The sequence below is a fragment of the Mesorhizobium sp. M0028 genome, assembly GCF_040323855.1.
GTDB lineage: Bacteria > Pseudomonadota > Alphaproteobacteria > Rhizobiales > Rhizobiaceae > Mesorhizobium.
The window spans coordinates 857,451-878,537 of sequence record NZ_JAMYVG010000001.1 but is presented as its reverse complement, the minus strand read 5'-3'; the positions used below and the strand labels follow the sequence as shown (position 1 = coordinate 878,537).

The window sequence follows — 21,087 nt, the reverse complement described above, 5'->3', positions numbered from 1 at the left end:
CGGGGCAAAGTTCGCTTCTTTCAAAGGCCACTCGAACGCGCCGGATGATCGAGCGTCAGTTCGAGCGTGGTGCCCGTCTCGCTGGCGATCCAGCGGCGGCGGATGATGGCGAAATCGTGCTGTGTGCCGGCTCTAACCACAGAGACTAAGTCGCCCACCGCGCAATAGCTGTCGAGATCGAGGGTTTCGAGAATCGCGGCAATGTCTTGCTTCCCGGCATAATGTCTCGCGACAGTCGTGAGCACTATGATCACTGGTCCCCCCGTTGCGCGATCTTCGGGACTCGGCGATTGATGAGTGCGATGCCCCGATCTTTCAGCAGGAGTTCTTGCCATGACCGCGCGTTTCTCCAAGATCGTCATGTGTTTGTGTCTGGCGGCTTTCGCCTTCCTTGTCGCCTTCGGCAACATCACCGATTACGGCTCAAACTTCGCCTTTGTCCAGCATGTGCTGAGCATGGACACGACCTTTCCTGGCAACGCCCTGATGTACCGCTCGATCACCAACCCGTCGCTGTGGACGGCGGGCTACTGGCTGATCATCATTGGCGAGGCGCTGACCTGCTTGCTCTACCTAGTCGCCGCCTGGCGACTCTGGCAGGCGCGCAACGCCAGCGGACAGGCATTCAACGATGCCAAGAAGTTCGCCATCATAGCCGCCACCATGGGTTTCCTCGTTTGGTATTTCGGCTTCATGGTCGTTGGCGGCGAGTGGTTTGCCATGTGGCAGTCTTCGACATGGAATGGTCAGGAGGCGGCGTTCAAATTCTACATGACAATGCTGGTGGTGCTGATCTTCGTCGTCCAGCCGGACGGCGACCCGCGCAAAGTTTGACGGCCGTTCGCCGATTTCAATCGATCTAATCGGATGGCAGTGTCGACAGGCGCGCTGCCGTCCAGCCTTTTGGATGAAACCCGGGATCTTTTGAGCGAAAACCGGACAAAAACCGAACAATATCTTGACGTTCCGAGCCCTGTTTCGCATAAGCCGCTGCGAAGGGACGGATTCCGGTTGCGGAAAATTCGTCCCCTGTCTCAACGGCCCGGGGAGGGGTTCTTTTGGGCCACCAATCGAGGAAAATTCGGCAATGACCATACTTTCAGCTGTCATCGCCTGCGGTCTGCTTTCAGTCCTTTACGCCATCTGGGCGACACGTTCGGTCCTCGCGGCCGATCAGGGCAATGCACGCATGCAGGAAATTTCCGCGGCCATCCGCGAAGGCGCGCAAGCCTATCTGGCGCGCCAGTACACCACAATCGCCATCGTCGGCGTCGTGGTCCTGCTGCTCGCCTGGTGGCTGCTTTCGATCACCGCCGCCATCGGCTTCCTGATCGGCGCCGTTCTATCGGGCGCCGCTGGCTTCATCGGCATGCACGTCTCGGTGCGCGCCAATGTGCGCACCGCGCAGGCGGCTTCCAACAGCCTCGCTGCCGGCCTCGAGATCGCCTTCAAGTCTGGGGCTATCACTGGCATGCTGGTTGCTGGCCTGGCCCTGCTTGGCGTCTCGATCTATTACCTGATCCTGACCCAGTTCATGGGCCTTCAGCCCGATGACCGTGTCGTCATCGACTCGTTGGTTTCGCTTGGCTTCGGCGCCTCGCTGATTTCGATCTTCGCTCGTCTCGGCGGCGGCATCTTCACCAAGGGCGCCGACGTCGGCGGCGATCTCGTCGGCAAGGTTGAAGCCGGCATTCCCGAAGACGATCCACGCAATCCGGCCACCATCGCCGACAATGTCGGCGACAATGTCGGCGATTGCGCCGGCATGGCCGCCGATCTGTTCGAGACCTATGCGGTGACCGTGGTCGCCACCATGGTCCTTGCCGCCATCTTTTTCGGTGGCACCGCCGTTCTCGGCGCGACCATGCTCTATCCGCTGGCCATCTGCGGCGCCTGCATTCTCACCTCGATCGCCGGCACCTTCTTCGTCAAGCTCGGTTCCAGCGGCTCGATCATGGGCGCTCTCTACAAGGGCCTGATCGTCACCGGCCTGCTGTCAATTGTCGGCCTTGCCGTCGCCACTTCGGCATGCATCGGCTGGGGTGAGATCGGCACCGTCGCCGGCATGGCCATCACCGGCACGAACCTGTTCATCTGCGGCCTGGTCGGCCTTGTGGTGACAGGCCTCATCGTGGTGATCACCGAATATTATACCGGCACCAACAAGCGTCCGGTGAACTCCATCGCCCAGGCCTCGGTCACCGGTCACGGCACCAACGTCATCCAGGGCCTGGCGGTCTCGCTCGAAGCGACGGCGTTGCCGGCGATCGTCATCGTCGGCGGCATCATCTCGACATACCAGCTCGCCGGCCTCTACGGCACGGCGATCGCGGTGACGACGATGCTTGGCCTCGCCGGCATGATCGTCGCGCTCGATGCCTTCGGCCCAGTCACCGACAATGCCGGCGGCATTGCCGAAATGGCCGGCCTGCCCAAGGAAGTGCGCCAGTCCACCGACGCGCTCGACGCTGTCGGCAACACCACCAAAGCGGTAACCAAGGGCTACGCCATCGGGTCGGCCGGCCTCGGCGCGCTGGTGCTGTTTGCGGCCTACTCTAACGACCTGAAGTTCTTTGCCGCCAATAGCGACAAATACCCCTACTTCCAGGGCATGGGCGACGTCTCCTTCGACCTCTCCAATCCTTATGTCGTCGCCGGCCTGATCTTCGGCGGCCTGATCCCGTATCTGTTCGGCGGCATCGCCATGACCGCCGTCGGCCGCGCCGCCGGTGCTATCGTCGAGGAGGTGCGCAAGCAGTTCCGCGAGGATCCGGGCATCATGGCCGGCACCTCGAAGCCGAACTATGCGCGCGCCGTCGACCTTCTGACCAAGGCAGCGATCCGGGAGATGATCGTTCCATCACTGCTGCCGGTGCTGGCGCCGCTGGTGGTCTATTTCGGTGTCCTCCTGATCTCCGGTTCGAAGGCATCCGCCTTTGCCGCGCTCGGCGCCTCGCTGCTCGGCGTCATCGTCAACGGCCTTTTCGTTGCCATCTCGATGACCTCCGGCGGCGGTGCCTGGGACAACGCCAAGAAGTCGTTCGAAGATGGTTTCGTCGACAAGGACGGCCTCAAGCACCTCAAGGGCTCCGAAGCACACAAGGCCTCTGTGACCGGCGACACGGTCGGCGATCCCTATAAGGATACTGCTGGGCCGGCGGTCAACCCGGCGATCAAGATCACGAACATCGTCGCGCTGCTGCTATTGGCCGTGCTCGCGCACGGCTAAGCTCGGTCGCCACGGCTCAAGACAAAAACCCGCGGGATCGCTCCCGCGGGTTTTCATTGCCTGAGATGTGCCGCCGCTTACAGGGAAGCGAAAAGAAAAGAAGCCGACACCGTCGAGTGGATCAGGTGCCGCCGAGCGTACTGCCGCCGCTGGCGCCCGGAACACCAGGCGTCAGCTTGCTGGCGCCACTGATGATCTGGCTGAGGAAGTTCTGGTCCTTGCCGCCGGTCGGCGTGGTGCGCGAGATGAAGTCGAACACCTTGCCGTCCTTCAGGCCGTAATTGGCGATCTGGGTGACGCGCCCGTCATCGCCAAAATAGACCGCCAGCACATGCTGGTCGACTAGCCGCGGCTTGTCGAAGGCGACATAGCGCTTGCGCGTCTGCGAAATGTAATAAAAGGCCTCGTTGTCGAAGGTCGCCTTCGTCGAGGGAGTGCCGAGCGCCAGCAGCACCTGTTCGCGGCTCGAGCCGACCGGCACCAGGTCGATCGCCTGCTGGTCGATGACGTAGCCCTGCGTCAGCGTCTCGCTCGGATTGAGATCGCCGATCATCTTGGACGAATTGCAGGCGGAAAGCGCCGCAGCGATCACCAGCAGCGAAACCGCACCGGCGGGCCTAGGCAGGAAAGTCGACTTGAATTTCAGCGCGCGCAACTACAACTCCATAAGCTGGCCGCAACTTGCGCTGGGCCGCAAAACCGGTAAACCAGCTTGCTTGCCGATGCAACAAGGCCACTTCAACAAACGGTCCCGGGAGACCACCCTCAAATGTTCCAGCGCCTCTTTGGCCGCGAACGTCACGCCAACCGCGCCATCACCGAGGCGCTTTACGCACAAATCGTGGCGGCGGCGCGGCAACCGGTGTTTTATTCCGCCTGGAACGTGCCGGACACGCCGCTCGGCCGCTTCGAGATGCTGTCGTTGCACATGTTCCTGTTCCAGCACCGGTTGCGCGGCGAGGGCGGTGCTGCGGCAGAGGTTGCGCAGGTGCTGATCGACGAGTTCTTCATGGATGTCGAACATTCGTTGCGGGAATTGGGCATTGGCGACGTCGGCGTGCCGAAGCGAATGCGGAAACTGGCGAAGATGTTCTATGGCCGTACCGCCGCCTATGACGATGCGCTGAAACGAAATGACCATGATGCGCTTGCCGCCGCCCTTTCCCGCAATGTCAGGCCGGATGCCGGCGCCTGGCCGCAAGCGTCGCAACTGGCACTCTATGCCGCCGATGCATCAAGGCAACTCACGCAACAGCCGACCGAATCGATCGTTTCCGGCACGGTGGCATTTCCAGTGGCCAACTCTGAGCGAAGGCAGGCCGAATGAAGGCGGCGAAGTGGAGGCGAAGATGAAACATCCTGATACCCACAGCCCAGTGTCATTCCTGGCAAATGTCGCCCGGATGCCGCAAAAAGGGCTGCCGGTGGTGATCGATGCCGACGCCGGGCAGCGCGCCATACTGGCCGTCGAGCATGAGCTGCTTTCGGTCGAGAACTATCGCGCCGAACTTCTGATCGAGCCGTGGAAGCGCAATGGGGTGAAAGTCAGCGGCCATGTCGAGGCCGATATAACGCAGGCCTGCATCGTCACTCTCGACCCGGTCGAGGCGCATATTGACGAGCCGGTCGAGGCGCTGTTCCTGCCGGAACAATCCAAGCTCGGGCGGCAAGGTTTCGACGGTGGCGGTGAGATCCTGCTCGACGCCGAAGGGCCGGACAGCCCGGAAACCTTTTCCGGCGACGCGATCGACGTCGGGGCGCTTGCCGAACAGTTCTTTGGCTTGGCGATCGATCCCTATCCGCGCAAGCCGGGTGTGTCGCTGGAGGCCGCCGGCGATGCCGAGCCTGTGGAGAATGAATTCCAGCAAAAGCTCAGATCACTGCTGGGAAAATCCTGATGGCTGACCCAATTTGAGAAAAGTTGGTTGTGCGGCAGCCCAAAACCGTTATTTTCGCCGAACCTTCGCGAGCCCCGTACCTTGGCAAGCCCGCTGGCCAAGCAACCGTGAGATGAACACCGCGTGATCAGGATTTCCATCGATGCCATGGGCGGCGATCACGGGCCAAGCGTGGTCATCCCGGCGCTCATGACTGTCGCCACCCGCCGTCCGGACATACGCTTCGTCATCTATGGGCGCGAAGAAGCGGTAAGGCCTGAACTCGCCAAATTCCCCAAGCTAGCGGAGGTGAGCGAGTTCATCCACTGCGAGATCGCAGTCCGGATGGACGACAAGCCGAGCCAGGCACTGCGCCATGGCCGCTGGAAGTCATCGATGTGGAAAGCCGTCGAAGCGGTCAAGGCAGGCACGGCGGACGCCTGCATCTCGGCTGGCAATACCGGCGCACTGATGGCGATGTCCAGATTCTGCCTTCGCACCATGGCGACCATCGACCGCCCGGCGATTGCGGCGCTCTGGCCGACATTGCGCGGCGAAAGCGTGGTGCTGGACGTCGGCGCAACCATCGGTGCGGATGCGCATCAACTGGTTGATTTTGCCATTCTGGGTACCGGCATGGCGCGCTCGGTTTTCGGCATCGAACGGCCGAGCGTCGGCCTGCTCAATGTCGGCGTCGAGGAGATCAAGGGTCAGGAGGAGGTCAAGGAAGCAGGCCGTATGCTGCGCGAGGCCAACATGGCCTCGATGAACTACCATGGCTTTGTCGAGGGTGACGACATCGGCAAGGGCAGTGTCGACGTCGTCGTTACCGAAGGATTTGCCGGCAATATCGCGCTCAAGACGGCGGAAGGCACGGTCAGGCAGATCGCCGGCTACCTGCGCGCCGCGATGAACCGGACACTGATGGCCAGGATCGGCTATATCTTCGCCAAGACCGCCTTCGATCGCCTGCGCGAGAAGATGGATGTCGGCCGCTCCAATGGCGGCGTCTTCCTGGGATTGAACGGCATCGTGGTGAAAAGCCATGGCGGGGCTGATTCGGATGGCTTCGCTGCGGCGATCGAGCTCGGCTACGACATGGTGCGCAACAATCTGCTTGACCGCATCGAGGCCGATCTCGACCTGTTCCATGCCCGCAATCCGAATGCCCAGACAATCCGGAAATCCGACGTCGTCATCGACGCAAAGGAATAGGAAAGAGCATTGATCAGATCAGTCGTGCGCGGCACGGGCGCCGCGCTGCCCCGCCGCATTATGAAGAATGCCGATTTTGAAGGCATGGTCGAGACCTCGGACGAATGGATCGTCCAGCGTACCGGTATTCGCCAGCGCCACATTGCGGCCGACGACGAGACGACGGCCTCTCTGGGTGAGGCGGCAGCGCGCGCAGCCCTCGACAGCGCCGGCCTGACGGCTGACGACATCGACCTGATCGTGCTGGCGACCTCGACGCCCAACAACACCTTTCCCGCGACCGCAGTCGAGATCCAGAACCGGCTCGGCATGCACCACGGTTTTGCCTTCGACCTGCAGGCGGTCTGCTCGGGTTTTGTCTATGCGGTGACGACCGCCGACCTCTATATCCGCGGCGGCTTGGCCAGACGGGTGCTGGTGATCGGCTCGGAAACGTTTTCGCGCATTCTCGACTGGAACGACCGCTCGACCTGCGTTTTGTTCGGCGACGGCGCCGGCGCGATAGTGCTGGAAGCAGGCACGGGGGCAGGCGGCATCGCCGACCGAGGCGTTCTGGCGGCCAGCCTGCGCTCCGACGGCATCCACAAGGACAAGCTTTTTGTCGACGGTGGGCCGTCGACTACCGGAACGGTCGGGCACCTCAGGATGGAAGGCCGCGAAGTGTTCAAGCATGCGGTCGGCATGATCACCGACGTCATCGAGGCGACGTTCGCACAGGCCGGCATCAGCGCCGCTGATCTCGACTGGTTCGTGCCGCATCAAGCCAATAAACGAATTATTGATGCTTCGGCCAAAAAGCTCGGGATAGAGGAGCGGAAGGTGGTGGTGACCGTCGATTTGCACGGTAACACATCGGCTGCTTCCGTGCCGCTGGCACTATCCGCGGCCGTCGCCGACGGCCGCATCAAAAAGGGTGACCTGGTGCTGCTTGAGGCGATGGGCGGCGGCTTCACCTGGGGCGCCGTCCTGCTGCGTTGGTAAGTGCCGAACTAACGGGTTCGGGTCCTTGACCTTGACGGATCAATTACTTAGGTTCTGCCGTTGCTTGTATCGATTTTATTTTTTGAGCTGATGGGACGGTTCGTATGGGGGGAAAGACACTTACGCGCGCCGACCTCGCCGAAGCCGTTTACCGCAAGGTTGGGCTGTCGCGTACTGAATCGGCCGAGCTTGTCGAGGCGGTGCTGAATGAGATCTGCGAGGCGATCGTTCGCGGTGAGACGGTGAAACTGTCGTCCTTCGCGACCTTCCATGTCCGTTCCAAGAACGAACGCATCGGGCGCAATCCCAAGACCGGTGAGGAAGTGCCGATCCTGCCGCGCCGGGTGATGACCTTCAAGTCATCGAACGTGCTGAAGAACCGCATCCTGCGCTCCCATCAAAACAGCAAGGCCAAGGGCAGCAAGTAGATTCCCGATCTCCCTTGCCGAGAATCCATGCTTCAGGCTTCGGTTGAAAAACGAAGCCTGCTTTTACGCCGGGCTTGAATATTGTTTCATAAACCGCTGAAATAAGATGCGATTCGGCAGGCCGGATCGGTATTTGGGTGTGATCCGCCCCGGTGGACGGAAAAGCTGCTCTCTTTGTTTTACCGTGATGTTGCCCAAAAACCGGTCCCCGCCTTTCGCGATCATGCTCTAGCGTGAGGATTCGCCCATGGACAAGAGCCCCGATGCTTTCCGCACCATCAGCGAGGTCGCGGAGGATCTGGATTTGCCGCAGCACGTGCTGCGCTTCTGGGAGACGCGTTTCAACCAGATCAAGCCGATGAAGCGCGGCGGCGGCCGCCGCTACTACCGGCCGCAGGACGTCGATCTGATCAAGGGCATTCGCCACATGCTCTACGATCAGGGCTATACGATCAAGGGCGTACAGAAGCTGTTGCGCGAGAACGGCAACCAGTTTTTGATCGCCGTCGGCAATGGCGACATGGCGGCGGTCGAGGCGATCTCGCAGCGCCGGCAGGCTGACGCGGTACCGCTGACGCAAGCGGCGCAGCCGCGCGGCCCGGACGACGAGATGCTGGTCGGCCAACCGAGGGTGAAACCCAGCCGTCGTTTTTTCGGCATCGGCAAGAGCGACGAGGAAGGCCCGGTTCCGCCGGACACGTCAAAACTTTCCCGTGATAATCGCGCATTGCTGCAGGAGGCGCTGTTCGACCTGCTCGAATGCAAGCGCCTGCTCGATCAGGTTCGCTAAAGCCCGCCGGGGCTGACCGGAACGGTCTTCGGGGTCATGCGTTAGGCTTCCTTCTGCAGATGAAGGAACCACGTCATGGCATCGCTTTCGAGCATCTCCGACACCGATCTGAACAAGCAGGTCGCGGCCCTGACCAGGGAACTGGCCACTTTGAAGAAAGCCGTGTTGAAGCGGGGCGGCGCCTATTACGAAGACGGTCGCGATACCGCGTCGGACTATTATTCGGATATCGCCGAGCGTCTCGGCGACACCTTGCCGGCAATCAGAAGGCAAGGCCGGGCGATCGAGAAGACTGCCCGTGATCACCCGGCGACGGCGGCCGCTGTCGGGCTGGTTCTGGTCGGGCTGGTCGCCAGTCTGTTTCTCGGTGGCCGGCAGCAAAAAGCGCCGCGAGCGCGTTCAAGGTAGGGGAAATGCGGTGGTCAGCGGGACCGCCGCCATTTCGTCGACGCGGCAAACCCCGGCAAGCTGGCCGCTCTTGATCAGAGGCCAAGAACGCCTGCTTGCCGGTTGTCTGTCCCAGGGTGTTTTCAGTACGTCTTCGCCACAACCTTCTTGTGATGATGGCGATGGTGGTGGACGCGGTGATGGTAGTGATGACGGTGATGCTTCTTGACGGTGGTGTGCATCGTCGCTGCATTCGCGCTGCTCGCGCCGATGATCGGCATCGAGAGGGCAAGTGCGATTGCAAGTCCAAGGGCGGAGAGAAGAGACTTCTTCATGACATCGTTTCCTTTTTGCGCAGGGCGAATTTGAGCGTCACCGATTCAGGTCGGTGACTCGAGCACTGCGGTCGGGACTATCGCCTTGGAGTTTTTCGGCAGTTTTTCCGGCCTGTAGAATTTTGTTTCCGAACTGTGTCCGCCGACGATCCGGCCAGATGTGAGCGCCCCGGCATCCACATTCATTCCGGCGTCGGTTCACGATGCCGTGACGCTATCTTTGATGCTTGGCAAATCACCGGGGAGCGGGCATTCTCCCGATCGTCTCAGGCAACAACATGATTTGATCTAACTCTTTCATCCCACGGAGTTGCCAATGCCCCAAATAGCAAAACGCGAACCTTACTCCGAACTGGCGGCGAGCGCGGTTACGCCTGAACGCAGTGCCGTCCGAACCGCCCGGGAAGCCCGTGGATACAGTATCGAAGAGCTGTCCCTGGCGTGCGGGCTGGCAGCCTATGAGATTGCCGACATCGAAAGCGGCAACGATGCCGATCCTTCGAAACGTCGGCGTATTGCCTCCGCGCTTCAACTTCCGGAAAGCGCTCTGTTCGACGAAGCCGTGTTGCCTGCGAAAAGGCGGTCCGTGTCGTAGCGGCGTGCCATGCGTTTATTCGACGAGCTCGCCATGGGTTGCCCTGGCGGGCTTCGTTTTTCCGGCCACGTAGCGGACTTGCCGGCCGCCACGGCGACGCGAGACGGAAATCGCCGGAGATGAGCCTCGAATCCGTTCGCGCTTTCTTCGTCGCCCACGCGCCCGAAATCGACGTCATCGTTACGCAAGCCAGCTCGGCGACGGTGCCTCTGGCTGCCGAAGCGCATGGCGTAGCGCCGGCGCAGATTGCCAAGACGATCTGCCTGCGCGCCGGCGACCAGACGATGCTGATCGTGGCCAGCGGCATCTCCAGGCTGGACAATCGCAAATTCAAGGACCGGTTCGGCGGCAAGGCGCGAATGCTGGATGCCGAGCAGGTGCTCGCCGCGACCGGTCATCCCGTCGGTGGGGTGTGCCCGTTCGGCCTACCGGCACCGCTCCCGGTGTACTGCGACGTCTCGCTGCGCGCCTTTGACGAGGTCGTCCCCGCCGCAGGCGCGACGAACGCCGCCGTCCGGCTCAGCCCGCAACGCATGGCCGAACTCGTCGACGCCGAGTGGGTGGATGTCTGCCAGTAGCCCTTTATCCGGGTCGTGGGATCCGGTGAGCGTTACCGCTATTCGGTCTTCTGTGGCTCTTCTTTCTTGATCGTCTGAGCGTCCGCGGCTGTCGACATATCGGCCTTCTCGACGCTCGCTGTCCTCGTCTGCGTGTCGACCGACGCCTGGACCTTTGAATGCGCGGGGCAATCCGCAGAGGCAGCGGATATGGACAGGGTCAGTGCGGCGGCTGTTGCGAGGAATGTCTTCATGATCATTCTCCTCTTTCATTGGATATTCGTTGGGAAGATTAGCCCGTCTGGCACCGACCGCAAAATCACATTTGTTCACGCGCGCCCTTGCGTGCACGGAAGCCTACGCTGGACCAATAATTCAAATGGTTGCGCGGATAGCCGCTTGCCGTATCAAAACCCACTGCCTCCGGCCGGAGGATTTTTGGCGTAAAAAATCTCGCCGCTCAGAGCCAGTCTCAAATCTTCGGCGCTGAGCTGACCACTTTCGAACAAATCCATCACCCTGCGGCCGAGCACTTCTCTGCCTGGATCGCCGTCAGCGAGGCCTAGTTCACGGCATCGGGCATCAAGTGCTTTGGCCAACATGGTCAGCTCGGCAGGACAGGTAGCTCCTTGAAGCGACATTGCATCTCTCCCGAAAAGGCCGAAAGGGCGTGTCATCTTCGAAGCGTCCGCTCGCCCTTACAACTGCGGACGACGGCAATTCAACTAGAGCCAACCTTTTTCGAACTCAACATTCGAACGTATTAAAAACGCCGCCCGCGCTCCAATGGGAGGATCCTGCTACAATACGGTATGGCCGTCCGTATAGCGGTTGTCCTAATGCTTCTTTTCGCCTTCGCCTACGGTTTCGCAAAACTCGTGGAACATTATGGCAGCGTTGGCGACAGGCCCTCTCCGTGTGAAGAATTGCCCTATCCTGATTGTCCTGACCCAAAAGCTCCTCCCCGGGAAGAAACTAAGCCTTGAGCAGGTGCTTGTTTGTAGGCGGCCTCATGGCCATGGCACCGGAGTTCGCCCACCGCCAGCGGAACAACAAGTCTTTCGGCTCGTTTAGGTAAGTAGCCCCGCACGGAAGCATCAAGCACCGTAGCGGAAGGTTGCCTCGCTGGAGGATTGCTATATGGGAAAGCAACTTTTATCTGCTGCGACAGGAATCTTTCTTTTCGTAGGTATCGGAACCGCCGCTGCTCAGGACGTCATCATTCAGCCTGAGCAAGACACGGTGATCCGGGAGTATGTAAAGAAGAAGCCGGTAGCATCCCTGAGCCTTCCCGGTGTTGAGCTCAACATTGGCACCGCTCTGCCCGACACAGTCGAGCTTTACGAAGTGCCGGACGTTCAGTACCGCTATGTAGTCGTCGAGGGACGAACCGTCCTGGTTGATCCAGGTACCCGCAAAATTGTTAAGATCTACGATTGATTTTCTGCCTGAAGCCCGCCGTGCCGAAAAAGCGGCGGGCTTGTTTGCGTTCAGCCGCCAATCGCGGTAGCGGACGATGCGCTCGCGTCCTCACGGAAACCGGCGGGGTGAGCTGCCACGTTTCGTTCCCAGGCCGCCAGCATCCAGGTTGGGTTCTTCATGCTTGCTGCCATTGATCCTTCCGGCATTCCCGCAAGCAACGAGGGCCGGGCACGTTGCGCTTGCTCGACTTTCCTGACCCCGTCGCTGCCGCCCTGAAAAAGTTTCAGGCCAAGCCGGCCGCCGGCGTTGAACCAGTTCGTTCCAACCGCCGGTTGGTGGACGCGCTACCGCTCATGCGCCTAATGTCGACTTGATCCGCGCGCACCTGGCAAGCCCGCCCACCCGAGTCCCCCGCCTGGTGCAACAGCGCTTGATCGGCCCCGCCGTACTTCATGTGCGGCGGGTTTTTATTTACTCGATGGAACAACCCGGCCGGCGCGACGGTTCGTCTCAACGCAGCAAGTCCCTCCTCATAAGAATTGCTGCCAGATCGGGTTGCACCGATCTGCCCGCGTCCTTCTCCCGGAAGGCGCGAGCTTTTTGCATGCTGGTTTGGGCTATTCCACATTGACCTGGCGAGCGAAGCCCTTGGTCGAAATCGTGTTGCGCTGGCTGCAATGCGGCTATTCTGTATGGCCAGTTGGGGGAACTGGCTAAGCCTTTGGATTTAATGGTCGGAGTGGCCGGATTCGAACCGACGACCCCTTGACCCCCAGTCAAGTGCGCTACCGGGCTGCGCTACACTCCGGACCGGTCGCGATGTATCGTGATAGACTGGGTCCGGTCAACCGAATTCGGCTGCTGTCCGGCCTGAAGCAACAGCAACGGAGGTTGCGGGCGCCGCGCCGCCCGCAACTGCCACTGATGGCGGTATTCCAGCGCGATGGCGCCCCAGATCAGGCCGAGCAGCAGGTAGACATGCCGCCAGTGGTCGATGTCGATGAAGGTGCCGAGCCCGATATTGCCGATGAAGGCGACATAGGCGCATAGTAGATAAGGCTGCCAGGGCCGGTCGCGCAGCAGAATGCGGAAGCCGGCGGCGATCGTCCAGCACGTCAGCGTCAGGAACGACACGAAGCCGAGCCACCCGTAATCCATCAGCATCTTCAGCCAGATGTCGTGCGTGTCCTCGCCGAACATCTTGCCGAATACGAGCGGGCCGATGCCGAACGGATGCTCCAGCGCCATCTGAAAGCCGATCGTGTAGCGGGCGAAGCGGCCGAGGCGGGCGGTGTCGTAGCTTTGTTCGAGTTGCGCGCGATTCGAGAACATCTCCGCCACGCCAGGCAGTTGCAGGATGACGATCATCGCAATGACCAGCAGTCCGACGGCGGCGATGGTCATGACGACGACGCGCAGCCGGAATTTGCCGCTGGCGCTCTGCAGGAACAAGGCCCCGGTCAGCAGGATCGCCGAAACGGCGAACATGCCCCAGGCGCCGCGCGAAAAAGAAAAGAAGATGCCGGCGGTGATGATCAGCAGCGGCACCGCCAATAGAGGCATGCGCGCGATCGAGCCGGTAAGCAGCAGATAGAGCAGGTAGATGCCCGGCAGCACCAGGAACGGCCCGAACACGTTCGGGTCCTGGAAGGCGCCGGCGGCACGGTCGTATTTGGTGAAGATCTCCGCTCCTGGAAAGGCATGGAAATAGCCGGCTATGCCGACCAGCGAAGTCAGCACTGCCGACACGACATAAGCGACGAAGATCACGCGGTAGAGACTGGGCTGGACGGCCGTTACGGAAGCGAAGAAAACCGCAGTGAGGGTCAGGAACAGCGAGACGGCGAGATAGAGCGGCGTGGCGGCGAGGTCCGGCATCTGCGTCATCGAGATCATTCCGCCGATGTTCATGATCATCAGCAGCACCAGAAGTGGCACCGCCGCGCGCTGTATGCGCATGCCGAACAAGGGCCACACCACGATCAGCCCGATCATATAGAGGTCGTATGGCGCCGGCTCGGCAATAACGAAACCGGACAGGAAGACGCCGAGGAAAACTGCCCCTGACGCAATCAGCGCAATGAGCTTGGCGTTGACCGCCGCCGCCGGCAATTCGTAGGCCGTCGCGCTCAATACGCATTTTCCGTGTTGAGCAGGCGGATCGGCGTCAGGAACAGGATTCTCAGGTCGAACAACAGCGACCAGTTCTCGATGTAATAGAGGTCGTATTCCGTGCGCATGCGGATCTTCTCGTTGGTGTCCATCTCGCCGCGCCAGCCATTGATCTGAGCCCAGCCGGTCACGCCGGGCTTGACCTTGTGTCGGGCGAAATAGCCGTCGACCACCTCATTGTAGAGAAGGTTGTGCGACTGCGCGGCAATGGCGTGCGGGCGCGGCCCGACCAGCGACAGCGAACCGAACAGCGAATTGAAGAACTGCGGCAATTCGTCGATCGAGGTCTTGCGGATGAAGCGGCCGACGCGGGTGACGCGCGGATCGTTCTTGGTCACGGTCTGCTTCGCCGTCGGGTCCGCCTTGTCGGTGTACATCGAACGGAACTTATAGACGTCGATGATTTCGTTGTTGAAGCCGTGCCGCTTCTGGTGGAACAGCACCGGGCCCTTGCTGTCGAGTTTGATCGCGATCGCGGTCGCCAGCATCACCGGCGAGAACACGATGATGCCGATGATCGAAAAGACGATGTCAAAGGCGCGTTTCGCGACCGAATCCCAGTCGTTGATAGGCTTGTCGAAGATATCGAGCATCGGCACCGAGCCGATGTAGGAATAGGCGCGCGGCCTGAACTGCAGCGCATTCGAATGCGCCGACAGCCGGATGTCGACCGGCAGCACCCACAGCTTCTTCAACAGTTGCAGCACGCGCGATTCGGCGGTCAGCGGCAGCGAAACGATCAGCATGTCGATGCGTGCGATGCGGGCAAATTCAATGAGCTCGGAAATCGTGCCGAGCTTGGGATAGCCGGCGACAACCGGCGGCGAACGCTTGTCACCACGATCGTCGAAGATGCCGCAGATGCGGATGTCGTTGTAGGGCTGCTTTTCGACCGAGCGGATCAGCACCTCCGCCGCCTTGCCGCCGCCGACGATGACGGCGCGGCGCTCCATCCGCCCGTCGCGCGCCCAGCGCCGGATCAGCTTCGACATCACCAGCCGGAGACCCAGGATCAGCACGAAGCCAATAACGAACCACGTGCCGAAGAGCAGGCGCGAATAGTCTTCCGACATTTTCATGGTGAAGGCGGTGAGCGCCATCAAGGCGAAGGTTCCAGCCCAGACCAGTAGGAGGCGGCCGAAATTGGCGATCGGCCGCATCAGCGCGACGATCTGGTAGCAGTCGGTGACGTCGAGCAAAACGACCGCGAGGAACGAGGTGGCGGCGATCGTCAGCGAGTATTGCCAGGCAAGATAGCTGAAAAAGCCGACATAGTAGAAATAGACGGCAAGACCCGACACCAACAGCAGCGCGAATTCCGCCATGCGCAGGACGCCGCTGACCATGATCGGCGACATCGTATCGCGCCGGTATTGCGAGGCGACCTGGCGGGCAACGTCGTTCATGCCGCCGGCCGTGTTGTTCTCGGCAGGGGCGTCGAATTTGCGCACCGCGTCTAGCGAAAAACGGCGCGCGGGGTCGATTTCGTTCATGGGGCGTCCGTAGGTTTCCCTCAGGTGAATAGCAAAAGAGAGCTAAGAAACCCTTGAAACAACAGATGGCTTTGGAGACGCTTTCACCGGGGGCCTTTTGCAGCCGAGTGGATATCAGTTGCTCTACTGTTTGAGCGCGGCGAAATAGGCCTTTTCGATTTCGGCGGCCATTACATCCGCGCCGAACCGTGCCTTGAGGTCGGCGGCACCGGGCATCAGGCCTTTGTAGGCGTCGAGATCGGCCAGAGCGGCGCTTATCTTGTCGCCAAGTTCGCGCGGGTCGGGCCGGATCAGGGCAGGGGAGCCGGTGTCGAAGATTTCCGGTATGCCCCCGACCGACGTCGCGATTAGCGGCTTGCCGGCGGCAAGCGTTTCCAGAACGATATAAGGCATGGCTTCCGCGCGCGAGGGAACGACGACCAGCTTGGCCAGCGTGAAGGCGAGCCTGGCTGGCATCGGCGGCAGGAAGCTGACCTCGAGGCCGAGCTGATCTACCTGGGCGCGATAGCGCGGCAGGTCGTCGCCGTCGCCGACCATCAGCGCTTTCAATGGGCGACCGAGCCGTGTTGCGGCTCGCCCCAGTGCATCGATGAAGATGTCCGGGCCCTTGAGGTCGCGCATCATGCCGATATAGAGGAGGTCGACGGCATTGTGCTCGGTCTGCACCGGCTCGAACTCGGCGGCGCGCAGGCCGTTGTGGACGAGAGCGTTCGGAATGGGCGGCTCGCCGACCTTCCTGCGATAAGTCCGCCGCTCATAATCGGAAACAAACAGCAGGCAATCGGTGAAGCGAGCCATGAAGCGCTCGAGCGCGAAGAACAGCTTCCCCATCGCGGTGGTTTCGTCATAGTGGAGCGAGCCGCCATGCGGCGAATAAAGGCGGGCTACGCGAGACCTGGATACCCGCAACAACGAGCCGAACAGACGGGCATAGGCGCCACCTTTGGCGCCATGCCCGTGCAGCACGTCCGGCCGCAATTCTTTTATGATCCTATAGGTGCGTCGGGCCGAAGCGAGATCGCCTGGCCCGACATGCCGCTGCATCGGTGTGCGATGAATGCCGAGCGCCAGGCTGCCTTTCATCTGTTCGAACAGCCGTTCCTCGAAATCGCCGCCAGTCGTCGAATCGCAGACGATGCCGACGGCATGGCCGGCGGCGACCTGAGCCTCGGTCAGGTCGCGCACATGCCGGAAGATGCCTCCGACGGGTGAGCGAAAGCAGTGGACGATCCTGAGTGTGTCCGCCACTTGGTCAGCACATCAAAACAGGCGTTCGCGAACATAGACTGTGTCGCCGGGCAACAGCGGGTCGGAGGTCACCACGCGTCCGGTTATAACCTTGCCGTTGATGTCGCGGGTAATGTCGACGCTTTCCTGGTTGGCGCGTGGCGTGAAGCCGCCGGCGATGGCGATGGCTTTCTGCACGGTCAGGCCCGGAACGTAGGAATATTGGCCCGCCGCGCCCACTTCACCCATGACGAAGATCGGCCGGTAGCGATCGATTTCGACCGAAACGTCAGGATCGCGCAAATAGCCCTGGCGCAGTTTCTCGGCGATCTCGCCCTCGAGTTGCTGGGCGGTGTGGCCGCGCGCCGGCACGTTGCCGACGAGCGGCAGCGAGAGATAGCCGGATTGGTCGACGCTGTAGGTGTTGGTCAATCCTTCCTGCTCGAACACGGTGACGCGGACGCGGTCGCCGGCACCGAGGCGATAGGGCTGGTCGAGCACTTCATGGAAGGCGGCCGGCGTCGGCCGGTAGCTTGAGCAGCCCGAAAGCATCGATACGGCAAGCAGCGCGCGGAAAAGGGGAGCAGTGCTTTTCATGAGCGGACACGTACCTTTGAATAGCCGGCGACTCTGCGGCAAACCTTAACGATCGAGCTCGGTTATCATCCTGTTAGGGTTAATGGCCGGTAAAGGCGCGCGGCCGATGCGGGCCCGATCGACAAATGCAGATGGTTTTCAGCCTCTTGTTTGCGGCTTGTTAGCAGAGCCTAACAGGTGCTTACCGCGTTATTAACGGCTGAGTTACCATAGTTGTTTACGGTGCATGCTGACTCAGTACCGGAGCAGGGATGCATGTCCGTTCAATCCGCGGCCGCAGATGTCGACGTCGATCTCAGGCAGCTTTTCGCCAGCCTGGCGCGAAACTGGCTGCGCATCCTTGTCGTCGCGCTGGCTGTAACCGGCCTGGCCTTTGCGCTCGCCTGGCTTGCAACGCCCGAATACAAGGCGGCAGCCAAGCTGGAGATCGGGCCTCGAGAATCGGAGTTCACGCGGCCAGCCGGTGCCAACGGCAACGAGCGGTCGATTCCCGACGAAGAGGCTGTGGCCACCGAGGTCCAGATCATTTCGTCCCCTGACATCCTCAAACAGGTGGCGGCGAAGCTCAACCTCGCGAAATTGCCCGAATTCGACGAGGCGCTGAAGATGTCGGCGCTGAGCCGCACCCTTGTCCTCGTTGGCTTGAAAAGCGATCCCTTCGAGATTCCGCTGGAAGAGCGCGTGCTGGACGCAATGCATGACAAGCTCAACGTCTATGGCGTTGAAAAAACCCGCGCGATCGCTATCGAGTTCTCGTCAGAGGATCCACAGCTTGCCGCCGCAATCCCGAACGCCATCGCAAACGCCTATATCGCCTCCAAGGGCAACGCCAAGCTCGAATCGAATTCCGCCGCCACCGACTTTCTGGCGCCGGAAATCGCGGACCTGCAGAACCGGGTGAAGGAGGCGGAGGCCAAGGTTGCCGCATTCCGTGCGCAGTCCGATCTTTTGATGGGCGGCAACAATTCGGTGCTTGCCACCCAGCAGCTGTCCGAATTGTCGAGCGAACTGTCACGGGTACGCGCCAACCGCGCTTCGGCGGAAGCGACCGCCGACAGTGTGCGCAGGGCGTTGCGCAATGGCGGCTCGCTGGATGCCGTTCCAGAGGTGTTGTCTTCCGACCTGATCCAGCGCCTGCGCGAGCGGCAAGTCGAACTCAAGAACAACATCGCCGACCTTTCCACCACCTTGCTCGACAATCATCCGCGCATCCGTGCGCTGAAGTCGCAGCTCGCCGATCTCGACCGCCAGATCCGCAACGAAGCGGAAAAGATCATGAAGGGTCTGATGGCGCAGGCCGAGACGGCGAAGGCACGAGAGGCTCAACTCGTGGCCGACGTCAACACCCTGAAGGCGGCGTCCGCCCGCGCCGGCGAAGAGCAGGTGGAACTCGATGCCCTGCAGCGCGATGCCGCGACCAAGCGCCAGCAACTCGATCTCTACTCGTCCAGCTATCTCCAGGCGGCCGCACGCAAGGATCGTAACTACCTGCCTGTCGACGCTCGCCTATTTTCGGAGGCCCGGGCGCCGACCGAACCCTATTTCCCCAAGATTGGTCCGATTGTCGGTGCGGCCTTTGTCGGCTCGTTGCTCCTCATGGCGATCGTCACGTTGCTGCAGGAACTGTTTTCCGGCCGCGCCATGCGTCCGGCCGCCGGTGCCCATTTCGAACGCATCGAGCAGGTTGCGATGCCGGCTGTCCAGGCCGAACGCGTAGTGGCCGAGCCCGGCCCGCCGGTTGCCCGGCCCGAACCGGCAGTCGCCGTGATCGACCAGCTCGGTGAGTCCGACAACAGTGTCACTGAAACCAAACTGGAGCCGGAACCCGTCGCGGTGGCGGAAGCGGCTGCCGAGAAAATCGAACCGGAGTACTCTGAGATGGCTGCTGCAGACATTGAACCGGCACGTTCCACCCTCGGTGAGGTCGACATCGACAAGGCCGCGGAAAAACTGATCGCCACCGGTGCCGCCCGCGCCATATTCGTGTCGCCGGAAGGCGACGAGGCGGCTGCCTCGGCGGTGCTGGTGGCGCGCGCAGTCTCTGACGCCGGGCTACGCGTGCTGCTGCTTGATCTCACCGCTTCGGGTGCTGCCTCGCGGCCGATGCTGGACAGCGGGCTGTTTCCGGGCATCACCGATCTGCTCGCCTCGCAAGCGCAGTTCAGCGATGTGATCCACCCCGATCTCTATTCGGACTGCCACGTGATTCCCGTCGGCACAGCCGATCCGGTCCGTGCCATGCGCGCCGCCGACCGGCTGCCGATCATCATGCAGTCGCTGACCACCGCCTATGACCTGGTCGTTGTCGAATGCGGGCCAGCGGACGCGCAAGGCATCAGCCGCCTAGTGGGCGAGGGCACCGAGGTGCTGCTCTCCATGCTGGAGCCGGACGACGAGGTGACGCAAGCCGCAGTCGCGCTCATCGAGAGCGGCTATCCCGACCTGACGCTGGTCACGCCAATCGGCCATGTGGCGCCGGGGCCAATGCCGGGGCGGCGCTCGGCCGCCTGAGGCAGTTTTCTCAAATCGAAATCAGCTGTCGTCTTCGCCTGCGGCCGGTGCTGTCTGTCCCACAGCCTTGCGGCGCAGCAGCTTGGTCAGCTTCCAGACCATTGGGCTGTGCTTGATGAATGCTTTCAGGCTTGCGCCGTGCCTGAGCGCAAGCGCCAGCGCGCGGCCCTTCAGCGTCAGCGGAACCAGCACCTCGAAATGCTGCGTTTCGACATCGCACCACAATCGCTTATAGGGTTCGTCGCCGACTGAGAAATCATAGATTTCAAAACCCGTCTCGCAGGCTTCCTGGATGTTCTCGAAGAACAGGAAGTCGCCGGGGCTGGTGTGTGCGAGGTCGTCCTCGGCGATCGCCCCGAATTCGCAGATCAGCCGCTTGCCCGAGCGGCTCGACCCGGTGACCGCACGAAGCTTGCCGGCGACTTCCAGCCCATGCAGCACGAAGCACGGGTTTTCCTCTTGAAGCGCTTCGGCAAACAGCGAGCGGAAAAAAGCGCGCACCTCCGCTTCACCGAAAACATTGACGATGCCCATCTTGCGGAAGCGGAATTCCTTCATCTCGAAAAAGGCGTCGAGCAGCCTGTTCACCTCGTCCGCAGTCCTCGCCTCGATGCGACGATAGCTGCCGACGGCCTCGAACTTGCGCGCCTGCGAGCGATGCTTCTTGCGCCTGCGCTTGCCGCTCACGCGGGTGAGCAGTGCATCAAACCCTCCGACAAGACCGGCGGCCAGCGACAGATTGGGGCTCGAAAAATGCGGCAAGGCGGAGAGCGGGTTGGCAACGCCGTCGAGATCAGGCAGCAGCCGCTCTAGCGCGACAAGATCGATGTCGCGCCGCGCCTTGGCAATCGCGGCCAGCATCGAACGGATCGCCGCGATATCGGCATTCGCCAGCCATTGCAGGTCGGCAGCGGCAAAATTGCCGTTGGCATGGCGCCCGCCCATGAAGCGCGCAACGCGGAATGCTCCGCTGCGGGTGACCTCCAGCGCCAGCGAGAAAACCGGCCTGTCGTCGGCGCGCAGCGTCGCAACGACAACGTCGGCGCCGGTATGTGCGGCCCAGTTCAGGATCCAGCCTGCGCTCTGCGCCGGGGCAAAAAGCGCCGAACGGCAGAATTCGGCGTACGCCGCCAGCGCCGCACTATCGGCAACCGAGGTCGACAGGCCGGCTTTGCCGGCCGGCAAGGCACACGGCGACGCCTCGCTGCTTGCCAGCCGATTGCCGTCAAATGACGCGGTGGCGTCAACCATACCTCAATCCTTAGGGCGTA

General features: G+C 61.5%; 23 protein-coding genes and 1 tRNA gene. 13 read left to right on the top strand and 11 right to left on the bottom strand.

Going from position 1 to position 21,087, the window contains the following annotated elements; all coding sequences use genetic code 11:
* Positions 1-20: 20 nt before the first annotated feature.
* Positions 21-254, bottom strand: coding sequence for a hypothetical protein (locus tag NKJ93_RS04555; protein ID WP_352481226.1), 234 nt, complete (start codon positions 252-254; stop codon positions 21-23).
* A 79-nt stretch (positions 255-333) separates the two neighbouring features.
* On the opposite strand from NKJ93_RS04555, the gene NKJ93_RS04550 reads away from it, so the two are divergent.
* Together NKJ93_RS04550 and NKJ93_RS04545 are read left to right on the top strand one after the other, a co-directional pair.
* Entirely contained in the window at positions 334-834 is a 501-nt protein-coding gene (locus NKJ93_RS04550; protein WP_352587782.1) for a DUF2165 family protein, read from the top strand.
* A gap of 253 nt (positions 835-1,087) precedes the next feature.
* Positions 1,088-3,229, top strand: a complete 2,142-nt coding sequence (locus NKJ93_RS04545; RefSeq protein ID WP_023717286.1) for a sodium-translocating pyrophosphatase — start codon at positions 1,088-1,090, stop codon at positions 3,227-3,229.
* Between the two features lie 121 nt (positions 3,230-3,350).
* Here NKJ93_RS04545 and NKJ93_RS04540 read toward each other — a convergent pair whose 3' ends face one another.
* A complete protein-coding gene (locus tag NKJ93_RS04540; protein ID WP_023717287.1) occupies positions 3,351-3,884 on the bottom strand; it encodes an outer membrane protein assembly factor BamE in 534 nt (177 codons plus the stop codon).
* A gap of 114 nt (positions 3,885-3,998) precedes the next feature.
* Between NKJ93_RS04540 and NKJ93_RS04535 the strand changes: the two genes are divergently transcribed.
* From NKJ93_RS04535 to NKJ93_RS04505, 7 genes are all read left to right on the top strand, one after another.
* On the top strand, positions 3,999-4,556 hold the full coding sequence (locus NKJ93_RS04535; RefSeq protein WP_023717288.1) for a ubiquinol-cytochrome C chaperone family protein: 558 nt from the start codon (positions 3,999-4,001) through the stop codon (positions 4,554-4,556).
* Positions 4,557-4,578: 22 nt separating this feature from the next.
* Positions 4,579-5,127, top strand: a complete 549-nt coding sequence (locus NKJ93_RS04530) for a YceD family protein (protein WP_023717289.1) — start codon at positions 4,579-4,581, stop codon at positions 5,125-5,127.
* A gap of 123 nt (positions 5,128-5,250) precedes the next feature.
* A complete protein-coding gene (gene plsX / locus NKJ93_RS04525; RefSeq protein WP_352481224.1) occupies positions 5,251-6,321 on the top strand; it encodes a phosphate acyltransferase PlsX in 1,071 nt (356 codons plus the stop codon).
* 9 nt (positions 6,322-6,330) lie between these two features.
* Positions 6,331-7,302, top strand: a complete 972-nt coding sequence (locus tag NKJ93_RS04520) for a beta-ketoacyl-ACP synthase III (protein WP_023717291.1) — start codon at positions 6,331-6,333, stop codon at positions 7,300-7,302.
* A gap of 104 nt (positions 7,303-7,406) precedes the next feature.
* A complete protein-coding gene (locus NKJ93_RS04515) occupies positions 7,407-7,730 on the top strand; it encodes an integration host factor subunit alpha (protein ID WP_023717292.1) in 324 nt (107 codons plus the stop codon).
* A gap of 247 nt (positions 7,731-7,977) precedes the next feature.
* On the top strand, positions 7,978-8,520 hold the full coding sequence (locus tag NKJ93_RS04510; RefSeq protein WP_352587779.1) for a MerR family transcriptional regulator: 543 nt from the start codon (positions 7,978-7,980) through the stop codon (positions 8,518-8,520).
* A gap of 75 nt (positions 8,521-8,595) precedes the next feature.
* Positions 8,596-8,928 carry a hypothetical protein gene (locus NKJ93_RS04505; protein ID WP_023717294.1) on the top strand — a complete coding sequence of 111 codons (333 nt, stop codon included), beginning with the start codon at positions 8,596-8,598 and terminating at the stop codon, positions 8,926-8,928.
* A gap of 122 nt (positions 8,929-9,050) precedes the next feature.
* Here the strand turns inward: NKJ93_RS04505 and NKJ93_RS04500 are convergent, their stop codons facing one another.
* Entirely contained in the window at positions 9,051-9,242 is a 192-nt protein-coding gene (locus NKJ93_RS04500) for a hypothetical protein (RefSeq protein ID WP_352481222.1), read from the bottom strand.
* Positions 9,243-9,558: 316 nt separating this feature from the next.
* Between NKJ93_RS04500 and NKJ93_RS04495 the strand changes: the two genes are divergently transcribed.
* Both NKJ93_RS04495 and NKJ93_RS04490 read left to right on the top strand, forming a co-directional pair.
* Positions 9,559-9,837 (top strand): helix-turn-helix domain-containing protein, encoded by a 279-nt coding sequence (locus NKJ93_RS04495; protein WP_352481221.1) that lies wholly within the window; start codon positions 9,559-9,561, stop codon positions 9,835-9,837.
* Between the two features lie 119 nt (positions 9,838-9,956).
* On the top strand, positions 9,957-10,415 hold the full coding sequence (locus tag NKJ93_RS04490; RefSeq protein WP_023717299.1) for a YbaK/EbsC family protein: 459 nt from the start codon (positions 9,957-9,959) through the stop codon (positions 10,413-10,415).
* Between the two features lie 38 nt (positions 10,416-10,453).
* On the opposite strand, the gene NKJ93_RS04485 is transcribed toward NKJ93_RS04490, so the two are convergent.
* Together NKJ93_RS04485 and NKJ93_RS04480 are read right to left on the bottom strand one after the other, a co-directional pair.
* Entirely contained in the window at positions 10,454-10,648 is a 195-nt protein-coding gene (locus NKJ93_RS04485; protein ID WP_023717300.1) for a hypothetical protein, read from the bottom strand.
* A 153-nt stretch (positions 10,649-10,801) separates the two neighbouring features.
* Positions 10,802-11,035 carry a hypothetical protein gene (locus tag NKJ93_RS04480; protein ID WP_031193496.1) on the bottom strand — a complete coding sequence of 78 codons (234 nt, stop codon included), beginning with the start codon at positions 11,033-11,035 and terminating at the stop codon, positions 10,802-10,804.
* 499 nt (positions 11,036-11,534) lie between these two features.
* Here NKJ93_RS04480 and NKJ93_RS04475 point away from each other — a divergent pair, with 499 nt between their 5' ends.
* Positions 11,535-11,834, top strand: coding sequence for a DUF1236 domain-containing protein (locus NKJ93_RS04475; RefSeq protein ID WP_023717301.1), 300 nt, complete (start codon positions 11,535-11,537; stop codon positions 11,832-11,834).
* Between the two features lie 713 nt (positions 11,835-12,547).
* On the opposite strand, the gene NKJ93_RS04470 is transcribed toward NKJ93_RS04475, so the two are convergent.
* From NKJ93_RS04470 to NKJ93_RS04450, 5 genes are all read right to left on the bottom strand, one after another.
* A tRNA-Pro gene (locus NKJ93_RS04470) sits at positions 12,548-12,624 on the bottom strand.
* Positions 12,615-13,949: an O-antigen ligase family protein gene (locus NKJ93_RS04465; RefSeq protein ID WP_352481220.1), complete on the bottom strand. Its 1,335-nt coding sequence runs from the start codon at positions 13,947-13,949 to the stop codon at positions 12,615-12,617. Before NKJ93_RS04465 ends, NKJ93_RS04470 begins: the two co-directional genes overlap by 10 nt.
* Entirely contained in the window at positions 13,946-15,481 is a 1,536-nt protein-coding gene (locus tag NKJ93_RS04460) for an undecaprenyl-phosphate glucose phosphotransferase (RefSeq protein ID WP_352481219.1), read from the bottom strand. Before NKJ93_RS04460 ends, NKJ93_RS04465 begins: the two co-directional genes overlap by 4 nt.
* A 123-nt stretch (positions 15,482-15,604) precedes the next feature.
* Positions 15,605-16,729 (bottom strand): glycosyltransferase family 4 protein, encoded by a 1,125-nt coding sequence (locus NKJ93_RS04455; protein ID WP_023717304.1) that lies wholly within the window; start codon positions 16,727-16,729, stop codon positions 15,605-15,607.
* Positions 16,730-16,741: 12 nt separating this feature from the next.
* On the bottom strand, positions 16,742-17,305 hold the full coding sequence (locus tag NKJ93_RS04450; protein WP_023717305.1) for a polysaccharide biosynthesis/export family protein: 564 nt from the start codon (positions 17,303-17,305) through the stop codon (positions 16,742-16,744).
* Positions 17,306-17,560: 255 nt separating this feature from the next.
* Between NKJ93_RS04450 and NKJ93_RS04445 the strand changes: the two genes are divergently transcribed.
* Positions 17,561-19,816: a GumC family protein gene (locus tag NKJ93_RS04445; RefSeq protein WP_352481217.1), complete on the top strand. Its 2,256-nt coding sequence runs from the start codon at positions 17,561-17,563 to the stop codon at positions 19,814-19,816.
* A 21-nt stretch (positions 19,817-19,837) separates the two neighbouring features.
* Here the strand turns inward: NKJ93_RS04445 and NKJ93_RS04440 are convergent, their stop codons facing one another.
* Complete coding sequence (locus NKJ93_RS04440) at positions 19,838-21,067, bottom strand: GNAT family N-acetyltransferase (RefSeq protein ID WP_352481216.1); 1,230 nt, start codon at positions 21,065-21,067, stop codon at positions 19,838-19,840.
* Between the last annotated feature and the right edge of the window lie 20 nt (positions 21,068-21,087).